At 29.8% G+C, this 14,429-nt stretch carries 12 protein-coding genes and 2 pseudogenes; 8 read left to right on the forward strand and 6 right to left on the reverse strand.

Annotation, left to right across the window (positions count from 1 at the left end; translation table 11 throughout):
• The 4 genes and pseudogenes from trpA to trpD all read right to left on the reverse strand — a co-directional run.
• Window positions 1-765, reverse strand: coding sequence for a tryptophan synthase subunit alpha (trpA, locus tag CURT_RS02770; protein WP_018713258.1), 765 nt, complete (start codon window positions 763-765; stop codon window positions 1-3).
• A complete protein-coding gene (gene trpB, locus CURT_RS02775; protein ID WP_018713259.1) occupies window positions 758-1,939 on the reverse strand; it encodes a tryptophan synthase subunit beta in 1,182 nt (393 codons plus the stop codon). The genes trpA and trpB overlap by 8 nt, the downstream gene beginning before the upstream one ends.
• A 60-nt stretch (window positions 1,940-1,999) precedes the next feature.
• Complete coding sequence (locus CURT_RS02780; RefSeq protein WP_018713260.1) at window positions 2,000-2,620, reverse strand: phosphoribosylanthranilate isomerase; 621 nt, start codon at window positions 2,618-2,620, stop codon at window positions 2,000-2,002.
• A gap of 1 nt (window position 2,621) precedes the next feature.
• A pseudogene (trpD, locus tag CURT_RS02785) lies at window positions 2,622-3,635 on the reverse strand (anthranilate phosphoribosyltransferase); the annotation flags it as partial.
• A gap of 206 nt (window positions 3,636-3,841) precedes the next feature.
• Here trpD and CURT_RS02790 point away from each other — a divergent pair.
• The 3 genes from CURT_RS02790 to CURT_RS09370 are packed head-to-tail and all read left to right on the forward strand — an operon-like array spanning window position 3,842 to window position 7,600.
• Window positions 3,842-4,591 (forward strand): sulfite exporter TauE/SafE family protein, encoded by a 750-nt coding sequence (locus CURT_RS02790; protein WP_018713262.1) that lies wholly within the window; start codon window positions 3,842-3,844, stop codon window positions 4,589-4,591.
• Window positions 4,592-4,628: 37 nt separating this feature from the next.
• Window positions 4,629-7,451: an excinuclease ABC subunit UvrA gene (gene uvrA / locus CURT_RS02795; RefSeq protein ID WP_018713263.1), complete on the forward strand. Its 2,823-nt coding sequence runs from the start codon at window positions 4,629-4,631 to the stop codon at window positions 7,449-7,451.
• A gap of 20 nt (window positions 7,452-7,471) precedes the next feature.
• The gene (locus CURT_RS09370; protein WP_255199040.1) at window positions 7,472-7,600 is read left to right on the forward strand and encodes a hypothetical protein; all 129 of its coding nucleotides are present in this window, start codon (window positions 7,472-7,474) and stop codon (window positions 7,598-7,600) included.
• A 188-nt stretch (window positions 7,601-7,788) separates the two neighbouring features.
• Here the strand turns inward: CURT_RS09370 and CURT_RS02800 are convergent, their stop codons facing one another.
• Window positions 7,789-8,127 (reverse strand): hypothetical protein, encoded by a 339-nt coding sequence (locus CURT_RS02800; protein ID WP_018713265.1) that lies wholly within the window; start codon window positions 8,125-8,127, stop codon window positions 7,789-7,791.
• A gap of 68 nt (window positions 8,128-8,195) precedes the next feature.
• Between CURT_RS02800 and polA the strand changes: the two genes are divergently transcribed.
• On the forward strand, window positions 8,196-10,877 hold the full coding sequence (gene polA, locus CURT_RS02805; protein WP_018713266.1) for a DNA polymerase I: 2,682 nt from the start codon (window positions 8,196-8,198) through the stop codon (window positions 10,875-10,877).
• Between the two features lie 39 nt (window positions 10,878-10,916).
• On the opposite strand, the gene CURT_RS02810 is transcribed toward polA, so the two are convergent.
• On the reverse strand, window positions 10,917-11,303 hold the full coding sequence (locus CURT_RS02810) for a hypothetical protein (protein ID WP_018713267.1): 387 nt from the start codon (window positions 11,301-11,303) through the stop codon (window positions 10,917-10,919).
• A 179-nt stretch (window positions 11,304-11,482) separates the two neighbouring features.
• Here CURT_RS02810 and CURT_RS02815 point away from each other — a divergent pair.
• The 4 genes and pseudogenes from CURT_RS02815 to obgE all read left to right on the forward strand — a co-directional run bounded on the left by CURT_RS02815 (window position 11,483) and on the right by obgE (window position 14,429).
• A pseudogene (locus tag CURT_RS02815) lies at window positions 11,483-12,530 on the forward strand (cytochrome-c peroxidase).
• 196 nt (window positions 12,531-12,726) lie between these two features.
• Window positions 12,727-13,038 (forward strand): 50S ribosomal protein L21, encoded by a 312-nt coding sequence (gene rplU / locus CURT_RS02820; RefSeq protein ID WP_018713268.1) that lies wholly within the window; start codon window positions 12,727-12,729, stop codon window positions 13,036-13,038.
• A 9-nt stretch (window positions 13,039-13,047) separates the two neighbouring features.
• Window positions 13,048-13,305, forward strand: a complete 258-nt coding sequence (rpmA, locus tag CURT_RS02825; RefSeq protein ID WP_018713269.1) for a 50S ribosomal protein L27 — start codon at window positions 13,048-13,050, stop codon at window positions 13,303-13,305.
• Between the two features lie 83 nt (window positions 13,306-13,388).
• Window positions 13,389-14,429 (forward strand): GTPase ObgE, encoded by a 1,041-nt coding sequence (obgE, locus tag CURT_RS02830; protein WP_018713270.1) that lies wholly within the window; start codon window positions 13,389-13,391, stop codon window positions 14,427-14,429.

The following is a 14,429-nucleotide window of genomic DNA, read 5'->3' on the forward strand; positions in this document are numbered from 1 at the left end:
TTAATCCTTAAAAATTTCATCAATTCTTACTAAAGCTTCTTCCACACTAAATTTGTTTAAAAGTTTAACTATAGATGTTCCTACTATAACTCCATCAGCATACGTTTTAGTTAGTTTTACATCTTCATTTGTTCTTATACCAAATCCAACAGCAATTGGCAAATCGCTCGCTTTTTTAATATCAGATATCATATTTTTTAGTCTGCTTATTGGGGTTTGTTTGCCACCTGTTACGCCAATTGAGCCAATTGCATATATAAATCCACTCGATTTTTCTAAAAGTTTTTTTAATCTGTATTCTGACGTTATGCTTATAAGTGGAATTAAGCTAATTTCATATTTTTTACAAATTTCAAAAAGCTCATCGCTTTCCTCACAAGGAAGATCTGGAACTATAAGACCGCTAATGCCTACCTCTTTTGCTTTTTTTACGAAATTTTCTAACCCATAGCAAAAAATTAAATTATAATAAACTAAAAAAACTAAGCATTTATTAGTTTTACATTCTCTTAGCATTTCAAATACTTTATCAGTATTTACATCATTTTGACAAGCCTTAAAGCTTGCATCAAATATGACTTTGCCATCAGCTAAAGGATCGGTGTATGGAATACCAAGTTCAAGAATGTCAATTGAACACTTATCAAGATTATTAATAAGTTCTTTTGTATAGTTTAAATCTGGATATCCAGCAACTATATAACCAATATTTGCTTTTTTGCCATTTTTTAATTTTTTGTCAAAAGACTCTTTTATTTTATCCATAAATTTTTCCTTTTTTATAGTTCATTACAGTATCCATATCTTTATCGCCTCTACCTGAAACATTTACAACTATTGTTGATTTTTTACTTAGTTTAGGACAAAGTTTTTCTAAGTATGCTAGGGCATGAGCACTTTCAATAGCTGGTATAATTCCTTCTTTTTGCGATAAAAGTTTTAAAGCATTTATGCATTCATCATCAGTTACTGCATAATAATTTGCTCTTTTTGTTTTAAATAGATTTGAATGTTCTGGTCCAACACCAGGATAATCAAGTCCTGCAGAAATACTATGCACAGGTAAAATTCTACCAAATTTATCCTGTAAAACAATAGTTTTCATGCCATGTATTATTCCTTCTTTTCCATTTGTAAGAGTTGCTGCGTTGTATGGTGTACTTGCTCCAAGACCACCTGCTTCAACACCTATTAAGTTTATATTTTTATCATCCAAAAAAGCTGAAAATATTCCCATTGCATTGCTTCCGCCGCCAACACAAGCGATTATATAATCAGCATTTATACCTTTTTCTTTTAGTTGGAATTTTGTTTCATTTCCAATTATGCTTTGAAAATCTCTTACCATGGTAGGATATGGATGTGGTCCAACAACTGAGCCAATTACATAAAAAACACTTTCTATTTCATTAACCCATGCTTGGATTGCTGCTGTGGTAGCTTCTTTTAATGTTTTTAAACCATCTTTTATTTCGACTACATTAGCACCTAGAAGTTTCATTCGAAATTTATTAAGCTCTTGTCTTTGAGCATCGACTTCACCCATATAAACATCACACTCAAGTCCTAAAAGTGCTGCAGCTGTAGCTGTGGCTACTCCGTGCTGTCCAGCTCCTGTTTCAGCAATCACTTTCTTTTTACCCATTTTTTTTGCTAGTAAAGTTTGGCCTAGGGCGTTGTTTATTTTATGTGCTCCTGTATGATTTAAATCTTCTCTTTTTAAGTAAATTTCATGCCCATAGTATTTACTTAAATTTTTGGCATGATACAAAGGAGTTGGGCGTCCAACATACTCTTTTAAAAGATAATTAAGCTCATCTTTAAACTCTTTTGATTTTGCTATTTTTTTATATGCACTTTCAAGTTCTTCAACTGCAAACATTGCGGTTTCTGGAATAAATTGACCACCAAAATCACCAAAATATGCTTTTTTATTCATGTACTACCTTCTTTTTTGTATGATTATATATAAATTTATTTAAATTTAAGCTAATATTCACTATTTATATTCGTTTTCTTTCAAAATTTTTAAAATTTCCATTATTAATTTAGGATCTTTGATACCGTTTTTATCTTCAACAAGGCTATTTATATCTAAAATTTTTGGATTATACTTTGCAGCTTCTAAGACATTATTAGCGCATATTCCTCCAGCCATAATAAAGCTAAATGGTTCTAGGTTTTTTAAAATTTCCCAACAAAAATTGACTCCATTTCCACCAAGTTTTTTTCCTTTGTAATCAAATAATGCTAAATCGAATTTAGAATTTTTTAAATTCGGTAAAACATCTAGAACGTTAAAAACTTTCCAAACTTTTATATTGTTTTTATTCAAATTTTTATATAAGTTTAAACTATAATCCCCGTAAATTTGAGCAGCATAAAGTTTTGCTTTTAATGAGTTGTTTAAAATTTCATCTTCTTTTGAATTTGCAAAAACCCCAACACATTTTTTACCACTATTTTTTACAAAGTTTGAAATTTCAGTAGCTGTTTTAAGACTAACTTTTCTAATTGATTGGGCAAAAATAACACCTAAATAATCAATATCTAAATTTATAATGCTTTTTGCCTCCTCAAGGCTTTTAATACCACAAATTTTAACCTCTATTTTTTTCACATTAAGCCTTATTTAAATTCTTATAATTTTGATAAAATTCCCAAACTTTTCCATTTTTTATGGCATTTAAAATGATTTCTTTTGCATCATTTGGACTTTTAACTTTATCGGCACAATACATGCCAAACATTGCATTTAATATGACTATGTCAAATTTTGCTCCGCTTATTTCACCCTTTAAAGTTGCTTCTAAAATTTTAGCATTTTCATCACCTGTACCACCTTCCATATCTTTGTGAAACGCTCTTTGAAAACCAAATTGCTCAGGTGTAATTTTATATTCTAAAATTTTACCATCTTTTACTTCATGAACTAGTGTTTCATCACAAATTGTTATTTCATCCATCCCATCCATTCCATGAACTACCAAAGCATGTTTTCTTCCTAGATGCATCAAAGTTTCGGCCATTAAACCATTAACTTCTTCTAAATAATTGCCAGCTAGTTGATAAGAAAGACTTAGGTTTGGATTTAAAAGTGGTCCTAACATATTAAAAACAGTACCGATTTTTAAGCGGTTACGAACTTCTTTAACTTCGGCTGTAATTTTGTGAAAAAGTGGTGCATGAAAAAAGGCTAAATTTGTTTTTTCTATAAGTTTTTCGTTTTCTTCTATGCTTGAACTAAAGTGGATATTTAAGGCTGATAGTGCGTCACTGCTTCCGCTTTTGCTAGTTATTGCTCTATTTCCGTGTTTGGCTATTTTTACACCAAGAGCTGCTAAGATAAATGCTGAGGTTGTCGAAACATTTATTGTTTTTAACTTGTCTCCACCAGTTCCTACTATGTCAAAATAATCATTTGGATTATTGTATGTGACTGAGTATTTTAAGATATTTTTAACAAAGGCAGCCAGACTATCTGGGTAAAGACTTTTTTCACTTATTAAAACTAAAAGCCCTCCGAGTTGAACTATGTCATAATCTTTATTATGTATCGTCTCGCAAATTATCCCATAATCGCTACTATCAAGTGGGTAGCCTTTTTGTAGTTTTATCATAAACGGTGCAAAATCTTGCATATTTCATTCCTTTTTTTGCTAAATTTTGTAAAAAATTAATTAAGCCTGCAGATATAATATTTATATAATAAAATAATGGTTTTTTCTAAAAGCATAAAATTCCCAAAAGTAAATTTCACCACATTATATCAAAAAATAACTTTTGCTTATATTTAGCTACTTTTTGATACAATTTTTATAGTTTTATTTTTGGAAAATTTATGGAAAGCTTATTTGATATTTTTATATTTTTGGTCTTTGGAACTGTTGTTGGTATAATTTCAGGTTTTTTTGGCATAGGGGGTGGAAGTGTTGTTGTGCCAACTATGATTTTTATGGGATATAGTATAAAAACTGCAGTTGGAGTTTCAGTTGTTCAGATGCTTTTTAGCTCTATTTTTGGCTCATATTTTAATTATAAAGCTGGAAAACTTAGGATAAATGAGGGAATTTTTGTTAGTTTTGGAGGGTTTATAGGAGCTATTTTTAGTGGATTTATCGTATCAAATGTCAGTGAAATAGCTTTAGAAATTTTTCTATCATTTGTGCTTTTAGTTTCAATTTTAAAATTTTTCTTTTCTACTGAGCAGGCTAAAAAAGAGATTGATTCAAAACCACTTTTGTTTTTATTAGGGCTTTTTATAGGAGCTTTTGCAGTTAGCACTGGTGTTGGTGGAGCTGTTTTTTTAACACCTATTTTAGTAGGATTTATGGGATTTGATATAAAAAAAGCTATTTCGATGGGGTTATTTTTTGTAATATTTTCTTCTATATCGGGATTTGTGAGCATGTCATTAAATGGGCTTGTGAATTTTAAATACGGAATTATGCTAGGATTTGGATCGCTTTTGGGTGTTTATTTTGGTATAAAGTTAAGCCATAGGGTAAATAAAAAATTACAAAAAAACCTTCTTTTAGCCCTATATTTATTAATGCTTTTATTTATGCTTAAAAAAATTTTTGTGTTATAATACCAAATTTAAAATTTTATAAAAGAATAGGAAAATTATGAACGATTTTATAGAAATTTATGGTGCAAGAGAAAATAATCTAAAAAATTTAAATTTAAAAATTCCAAAGAATAAATTTGTAGTTTTTACAGGACTTAGTGGAAGTGGAAAAAGCACGCTTGCCTTTGATACCTTATATGCCGAAGGACAAAGGCGTTATATGGAAAGCTTAAGTTCATACGCAAGACAGTTTTTAGATAGGGCTGGAAAACCAGATGTTGATAAGATAAATGGACTTACTCCAGCCATTGCAATTGACCAAAAAACAACTTCTAAAAATCCTCGTTCAACAGTTGGAACGATAACTGAGATATATGATTATCTAAGGCTTTTATTTGCACGAGTTGGAGTTCAGCACTGTCATAAGTGTGGTAAGCCAATTTCTAAAATGAGTGCAAGTGATATAATAAATGAAATTTTAAAGCTTCCTGAAAATTCTAAAATAATTATCTCATCTCCAATTGCAAGAGAAAAAAAAGGAACTTTTGTTGATGAGCTAGAAAGCCTAAGAAGCAAAGGCTTTATAAGGGCAAAAATTGATGGAGTTATGGTAAGACTTGATGAAGATATCAAACTTTCAAAGACTAAAAAACATACGATTTTTGCTGTAATTGATAGAGTTGTAGTAAATGTTGAAAATAAAGAAAGAATTGCCTCTGATGTAGAAAAAGCTTTAAATTTAAGCTATGGAGAGCTGGAGGTTGAAGTGATGAATGCTGATGAGGTTGGAGTAAAAGAAGCAAATATTCACTATAGTGAGCATATGGCTTGTTTTGATTGTAAAATTTCTTTTACACCGCTTGAGCCACTGACTTTTAGTTTTAACTCAGTTAAAGGAGCTTGTGAAGATTGCGATGGGCTTGGAGTTAGATATACAATTGATATAAATAAGATAGTAAATGAACAAAATAGTGTCCAAAAAGGTGCTGTTAAACTATTATATGGTTTTAATAAAAGTTATTATCATAAATTTATGATTGCATTTTGTGAACAAAATAATATTCCCACAAACATACCTTATGGTGAGCTTAAAGAAAGCGATAAAAAACTTATTTTATATGGAAATAGCAAAGAGATAAAATTTGTATGGAAAAGACATGCATTAACTCGTAAATTTGAAGGTGCGTTGAAATACGTTTATGAAATGCTCAAAAATGAGAGTGATTTTGAGGATTTTATGACAGAAAGAACTTGTCCAGCTTGTAAAGGACATAGGCTAAAAGCACAAAGTTTAGCTGTTTTGGTTGCTAATAAAAATATAGCTGATATAATAGATATGAGTATAGAAAATTGTGTTGAGTTTTTTAAAAATAATAAGAATTTTAGTTATTTAAGCACTCAGCAAAAAACAATCGCAAAGCCAATACTAAAAGAAATAAGAGAAAGGCTTATGTTTTTAAACAATGTCGGTCTTGGATATCTAAGTTTGGGGCGCGATAGTAGGACTATAAGTGGTGGAGAGGCTCAAAGGATAAGGATTGCTTCACAAATAGGAAGTGGCTTAAGTGGGGTTATGTATGTCCTTGATGAGCCAAGCATCGGGCTTCATGAAAGAGATACTTTAAAGCTTATTAAAACACTTGATGATTTAAGGGATAAAGGAAATACCTTAATCGTTGTTGAACATGATAAAAAAACTATTGAAAATGCGGACTTTGTGGTAGATATCGGACCAGCTGCAGGAAAAAAAGGTGGGGAAGTTATATTTGCAGGAGATGTAAAAACACTCTTAAAAAGCGATACTCAAACTGCAAAATATCTAAATGGTATAAAAAAAATAAATCATCAAAAAAATAGACCACAAGAAAGTTGGCTTACTTTAAAAAATGTAACGATTAATAATATTTCAAATTTAAGTGCCAAATTTCCTCTTGGAAATTTAGTCTGTTTAACAGGTGTTAGTGGAAGTGGAAAAAGCTCACTTTTACTTCAAACTCTTTTACCAACGGCATTAGAAGAGTTAAATCATGCTAAAAAAGTAAAAACTTTAAAAAATGCAAAAATTGAAGGACTTCAAAATTTGGATAAAGTTATCTATCTTGATCAAAGCCCGATAGGGAGAACTCCAAGAAGCAATCCAGCAACTTACACTGGCGTAATGGATGAGATAAGAAATTTGTTTGCACAAACCAAAGAAGCAAAAGCAAGAGGTTATAAAATAGGTAGATTTAGCTTTAATGTAAAAGGTGGAAGATGTGAAAAATGTAGTGGTGATGGTGTTATAAAAATAGAAATGCACTTTTTACCAGATATTACTGTTGAGTGTGATACTTGTCATGGAACTCGCTACAACGACCAAACTTTGGAAATTTTATATAAAGGAAAAAACATAGCTGAGGTTTTGGCAATGAGCGTGGATGAGGCTTTTGAGTTTTTTAAAGCAGTCCCAAAGATAAAAGCAAAACTAAAAACTATGAAAGATGTTGGGCTTGGTTATGTAACTTTGGGGCAAAATGCAACTACGCTAAGTGGTGGCGAAGCTCAAAGAGTAAAGCTTGCAAAAGAGTTAAGTAAAGCAGATACTGGCAAAACTCTTTATATTTTAGATGAGCCAACCACTGGACTTCACTTTGCGGATGTTGATAAGCTTGTTGGAGTTTTGGGTCATTTAGTTGATCTTGGAAATTCAGTTTTTGTAATTGAACATAATATGGATATGATAAAAAATGCTGATTATATTGTAGATATGGGCCCAGAAGGTGGGAGTAAAGGTGGTAAAATTATAGCTGCTGGAACTCCAAAAGAGCTTGCCAAAAACTATAAAAAAACAGGATCTTATACAGGTGAGTTTTTAGTGCAAGAATTAAAAGATATGGATTAATTTTTTAAATGGGAAATTTGATGAGTATATATTTAATAGATATAGAAAATGTAAATTTAGAACTATTTTTAAAAAGTAAAAATTTTGAGAAAACAGATAAGTTTTATCTTGTTGGTAATTCAAATTTAAAATTTTTATATAAAAAATAAGTTATAAATTTAGGCTTTTTAAACTATTTAATTAAAGCTTAATATGATGAATAATTAGATATTAAAAATATTTAATAAAAATGATATAAAAAATTAAAAACTCATATAAATAGCGCTTTGGATAAAAATATGAAATTTTAAAAAATATATAATTTTAGAGGCAGCTTTCGCCTCTAAAATTAAAAATTTTATTTAAAAATTGGTTTTTCTTTACCGTTTATATTGAAAATTCCTTCGTTGTTTTTATAGAAAATTTCAACTTTTTCATCTTTTGTAACAAGTCTTATACCATTTGCACTAACAGCTCTTTTCAAATCATAAGTTCCAAGATCTGTCACGCTTAAAATTGCATTTTCAAAATTATCATTACTGAAAATTTTGTATAAATTTCCATTTACATCTTTAAAAACTTCTAGTGTTGTTTTTGGAGCAACTACACCGTAGTAATTTTTATAAGCACCATTGCTTCCTGCACAACCTGCCAAAAATAGCCCTACAAAAGCACAAAAAATTATTTTTTTAAACATATTTTCTCCTTAGATAATTAAATTGTGATAGAATTATACACAAAAATCACTAAATTTAAGGAAAATTTATGAAAACACTTACGATTATTGACACTTTTGGCTTTTTTTTTAGACTGTATTATGCGATGAGTTCCTTAAAAAGCAAAGATGGAAAGCCAAGTTCTATGGTTTTTGGATTTGCAAATTTTATATCAAATTTACAAAATGAATATAAAAGTGATTATTTAATTTTTGCACTTGATAGCAAGGGAAAAACTTTTAGAAGTGAAATTGACCCAAACTATAAAGCTAACCGTCAAACTCCGCCCGACGGACTTTTAACCCAGCTTCCAGTTTGTATAGAAATGATAGAAAAAATGGGACTTTGCAGTGTTTCTTATGAAGGATATGAAGCTGATGATATTATCGCAAGTGCTGTAAAAAAGCTAGAAAATGAAGATGTTTTTATAAATGTTGTAACGCATGATAAAGATCTTTATCAGCTGATAAAAGATGGAAAAGTTTCTATTTATAGTCCATCAAAAAAACTTTTTTATGATAGTGCGGCTTGCTATGAAAAATATGGCGTTTATCCAAATCAAATTAGAGATTTTTTAGCAATTACTGGCGATAGTAGTGATAATATCCCAGGAGTTAAAGGTATTGGCGATAAGGGTGCTAAGAAGCTTTTAGATGAATTTAAAAATATCGAAGAAATTTATGAAAATTTAGATAAAGTACCAAACAAAAGACATCAAAATTTACTTCTTGAAAGCAAAGAAAATGCTTTTTTAAGTAAAAAATTAGCATCTTTATATGATAATTTAGAAATTCCAAATTTAGAAAACGCTAAATTTCCAACTTCAAACCCACTTTTAAAAGTTACAGATATTTTAAAAAGCTACTCTCTAAGTAAAATTTTAGCTACTTTGGAAATTCATTTAAATTTTAGCGATAATGAGATTAAAAATGATGAAAATTTTAAAGAAAATAATGATAAATTTGAAGCCATTTTACTAAATGATGAAAAAAAACTTAAAGAAGTATTAGAAAAAATAGATAAAAACACAATCGTTGCTTTTGATACAGAAACAACAGGACTTGATAGTAAAAGTGCTAAAATTGTTGGATTTTCATTTTGTTTTGAGTGTGAGAGGGCTTACTATGTTCCACTAAATCACAACTATTTAGGTGTGGATAAGCAAATTGATTACGATGTTGCAAAAAAAGCCATTTTAAAGCTTTACGATTCAAATTTAGTTGGGCATAATTTAAAATTTGACTTTGATATTATAAAACATAATTTTGATATAGATACGCCTAAGAATTACTTTGATACTATGATTTTATCATGGCTTGAAAATCCAGAAAAAAGTGCTGGAATGGATAACTTAGCAAAAAGATTGTTTGATTATGATACGGTTAAATTTGAAAATATGGTAAAAAAAGGAGAAAATTTTTCTAATGTGTCTTTAAAAAATGCTAGTAAATATGCAGCTGAAGATGCTTGGATAACACTTAAATTTTATCAATATTTTAATAATAATCTTGATAAAAAACTTTTAAATTTGGCTCAAAATTTGGAATTTCCTTTTATAAAAGTGCTTTTGCATATGGAAAATTTAGGAATTTTAGCTGATTCTAAAAAATTAAAAGAAATGAGTGTTTTTTTAGATAAAGAGCTTAAAGATTTAACTAATGAAATTTATGAATTAAGCAAAGAAAAATTTAATATAAACTCTCCAAAACAGCTTGGTGTAGTTCTTTTTGAAAAACTAAATTTGCCTTCTAAGAAAAAAACTAAAACTGGTTATAGCACAGATGAAAGCGTTTTAAACTCACTTTTAAACGAGCATAAAGTTATAAAAAAACTACTTGATTACAGAGAACTTTATAAGCTTTCAAGTACTTATGTGGAGCCACTTTTAAAATATTCATTAGAAGATAAAAGAAATGACGGTGAGGGTAGGATTTATACTCAGTTTTTACAAACTGGAACAAGTACAGGAAGATTGTCATCTAAAAATCCAAACCTTCAAAATATCCCAGCAAGAGGAAGTTTGGCAAAAGATATTAGGGATTGTTTTGTTGCTAAAAGTGGTTTTAGCTTGATTTCGCTTGATTATTCTCAAATTGAGCTTAGGCTTTTGGCTCATTTTAGTAAAGACCCATCACTTCTAAAAGCATTTAATGATGGTGAGGATATTCACACAAGAACGGCTATTAGCATATTTGGAAGCAGTGATAAAGATAAAAGAGCTATTGCAAAAAGTATAAATTTTGGACTAATATATGGAATGGGAGCTAATAAACTTTCAAATGAGCTTGAAATTTCAAGGAATGAGGCAAAAGATTATATAGAGCGTTATTTTAAGGCTTTTGTTACAATAAAAGATTTTTTAGAGAGCATAAAAACAAGTGCTAAAAATAGTGGTTTTACAACTACTCTTTTAGGAAGAAAAAGATTTTTTGATTTTGCAAATGCTAGACCGAGGGAATTTGCTATGTATGAAAGAGAAAGTGTTAATACTAAATTTCAAGGAAGTGCAGCTGATATTATAAAAATGGCGATGGTAAAAATTTATCCTTTGTTAAACGAAAATGCTAGAATGCTTTTACAAATTCACGATGAACTTATTTTTGAGGTAAAAGATGAAATAATTGATGAGTTTGGAAAGATAGCTAAGGACATTATGCAAAGTATTTATAAGTTAAATGTCCCATTAATAAGCAGTCTCTGTGTTGCAAAAAGTTGGGGCGAGCTAAAGTAAATTAAGTAAAAAAGCCTTAAATTTAAGGCTTTTAAATTTTTAAATGCAGCTATTTACTGCCTCTTTTAGATTTTGAACATATCCATCTTTATCAGTTACTAAAGCTCTTTCACAGCAGTTTTTTTCAGGAATTGTTGAGCAGCCATCATCATCGCATACATCAACCATAGCACCTGTTGGCTTGCAGTTTTCCCAAATATAGATTTTATTTCCAGCTGAGTTTTGTCTAGTTGAGGTTGGATTTCCCCAAGTATTTATTATTGTGTCAATATGGAAGTTGTTTTTATTATTATTTACTTCTTTTGGTTTGGATATCTCTTCTTTTTTTGTATTTTGCATTGTAGTTTTGCCAATATTCCAGTTTGAAACGCTACATCCAGATATAAAAAGAGCTATCATAAAGACACTAAGATTTATTTTTTTCATAAATTATCCCTTTGTTTATTAAATTTTTAAAACTTTATTATATCTTAAATTTGATTAAATATTTTTTATAAATTATGTTTCATCAATATTCAAAAAATATTTACTATTTTAAATTCATAATAATTTAATAAATATTTTTATATAATTTAATATATTTTTTAAAAAATAAGGAGAAAATTATGAAAAAGTTATCTATCATTCTTTGTTCGGCTTTAGCTCTAAATTTTGCTTTTGCAAGCTCATTAATTGATGATGCAAAAAATTCTGGTCTTATGCCTTTACCAAAAGATGAAAAAAATTTGAAAAAGTTAATTGAGGATAGTTCGCCAGATGCACAAGCTTTTCCTACAACAAAAGAAAGAGTTGAGCTTGGAAAAATGCTATATTTTGATCCAAGACTTTCTAAAAGTGGAATTTTATTCTTGTAATACCTGTCACAATTTAGGATATGGCGGAGCTGATAATATTCCTGCTTCAACAGGACATAAATGGACTCCAAACCCACATCATGTAAATGCTCCAACAGTTTATAACTCAGTGTTTAATTCAGTTCAATTTTGGGATGGTAGAGCTGCTCACCTTGCAGAACAAGCAGCAGGTCCTATGACAGCTATGCCTGAAATGGCTTCAACTCCTGAAAGAGTAGAAAAAGTAATTAACTCTATTCCTGAATATGTCGATTTGTTTGGAAAAGCATTTGATCTTAAAAAAGACGAAGCAGTTAATTTTGATTTAATAACAACTGCAATTGGTATTTTTGAAAGAACTTTAGTTACTCCAACAAGATTTGACGATTTTCTAAATGGAGATAAAAATGCTCTTACAAAAGATGAGCAAGATGGTTTAAAACTATTTTTAGACAAAGGCTGTGTAACCTGTCATAACGGAGTAAATTTAGGTGGCAATATGCAAGCATTTGAGGTAGTTGCTAAGTACAAATTTGCAAATGTTGGAGATTTTAAAGGTGATGAAAATGGAATGGTAAAAACCCCTGTTTTAAGAAATGTTTTACTAACTCCTCCATATTTCCATAACGGTGCTATTTGGGAAATAGAAGATGCTATTAAAGAGATGGGAAGTATCCAACTTGGTATTAAAATTTCAGATGAAGAAGCTAGTTCGATTGCAACTTTCTTCAAATCTTTAAATGGTAAAATGCCAGAAATTGTTTATCCTATTTTACCATCATCAACAAAAGATACACCTAAACCAGAACTTGATTATTAAGTTCTATTTTCTTGAAAAACCAAGTTATTTGGTTTTTCAAGCCTTTTATAAAAAAACTATAAAAATTTCTAAATAAAATAAGCTTAGATTAAAATTTTTAAGGTATAATCATCAACTTATGGATCATTTTGGCTTATTAAAATCTTGCTAAAGCAAGTGCCAAATGGTTACTTACCAAAATATAAAGGATAGTTTGATGTATGCAATTATCAAACACAGCGGAAAACAGTATAAAGTTAGTGAAGGTGATTTTCTAAATTTAGATCGTTTTGAAGCTGAGAAAAAAGATACTATCGAAGTTACTGATGTTTTAGCAGTAAATAATGATGGTGATTTAAAGGTAGGCGCACCGTTTGTAGAGGGTGCAAAAGTTGTCTTAGAAGTAGTAAATCTTGGAAAAGATAAAAAAGTTATTATCTTTAAAAAAAGACGCAGAAAAGACTCAAAGTTAAAACGCGGTTTTAGAAGACAATACACTCGCGTAAAAGTAACTAAAATTTCAGCCTAAGGAGTAGATATGGCACACAAAAAAGGTCAGGGTTCAACCCAGAATAATAGAGATTCTATTGGACGCCGCTTAGGTGTTAAGAAATTTGGCGGTGAATTTGTAAGAGCGGGAAATATAATTGTACGACAAAGAGGTACCGCAACACATGCTGGAAATAACGTAGGCATAGGAAAAGACCACACTCTTTTTGCATTAACTGATGGTTTTGTTAAATTTGAGAGATTTGACAAAACTAGAAAACAAGTTTCTGTTTACCCAGCAGAGTAAATTTACGGCTTAAATGCCGTAAATTATTTATTTTATTACAAACTTATTCTTAAATTTACTTATATTTCAAAAAGGTAAAAAAATTGTTTATCGATAGTGTTAAATTTAGCGTTAAAGCTGGAAAAGGTGGCCCTGGATCAAGAAGCTTTAGAAGAGAAAAGTATGTTCCACTTGGTGGACCAGATGGTGGAGATGGTGGAGATGGTGGAGATGTCTATTTTTTAGTTGATAATAACACTCACGCACTTTTATCTTACAGAGGGAAAAAACATTTTAAAGCTAAAAACGGCGAGCCAGGCGGTGGCAAAGGAATGACCGGTAAAAATGGAGAAGATTTAGTTTTAAAAGTCCCAGCTGGAACGCAGGTTTTAGATGAAAATGGAGAAATTTTACTAGACTTAGTTGAGCCAAATAAAAAAGTTTTATTTTTAAAAGGCGGAAAAGGCGGACTTGGAAATGCAAGGTTTAAAAACTCAACCAACCAAACTCCAAACTACGCTCAGTCAGGGCTTGAAGGCGAGAGTAAAACTATTTCATTAGAACTAAAACTAATTGGCGATGTAGGACTTGTTGGCTTTCCAAATGTTGGTAAATCAACACTTATTTCAACTATATCAAATGCAAAACCTCAAATTGCAAATTATGAATTTACAACTCTTTCGCCAAAACTTGGAATGGTTAAAATAAATGATTTTAACTCTTTTATAATGGCTGATATACCTGGTATTATCGAAGGGGCAAGCGATGGCAGAGGTCTTGGAATGGACTTTCTAAGACATATCGAAAGAAATAAAATATTACTTTTTGTATTAGATGTTGCTAATTATAGAAATTTAAATGAGCAATTTCTAACACTAAAAGATGAAATTTCAAAATTTTCAAAAAATTTAGCAAACAAAGCTTTTGCCATAGCACTTACAAAAGCTGAAATTTGTGAAAATTTAGATACTGTTTATAATGATTTTTTAAAAGAATTTGATTTTGAAAAAAAGCAAAATTTGGATATTTCTAATAAATTCGATATAAAAAAACCATATTTTGTATTGCCAATTTCAAGCGTTTCAAATTTAAATCTTGATAAGCTAAAAAATTATCTATTTGAAATGCTTAGAGTTTTAAAGTAG

Origin of the sequence: Campylobacter ureolyticus, assembly GCF_013372225.1 — a bacterium.
Lineage (GTDB): Bacteria > Campylobacterota > Campylobacteria > Campylobacterales > Campylobacteraceae > Campylobacter_B > Campylobacter_B ureolyticus.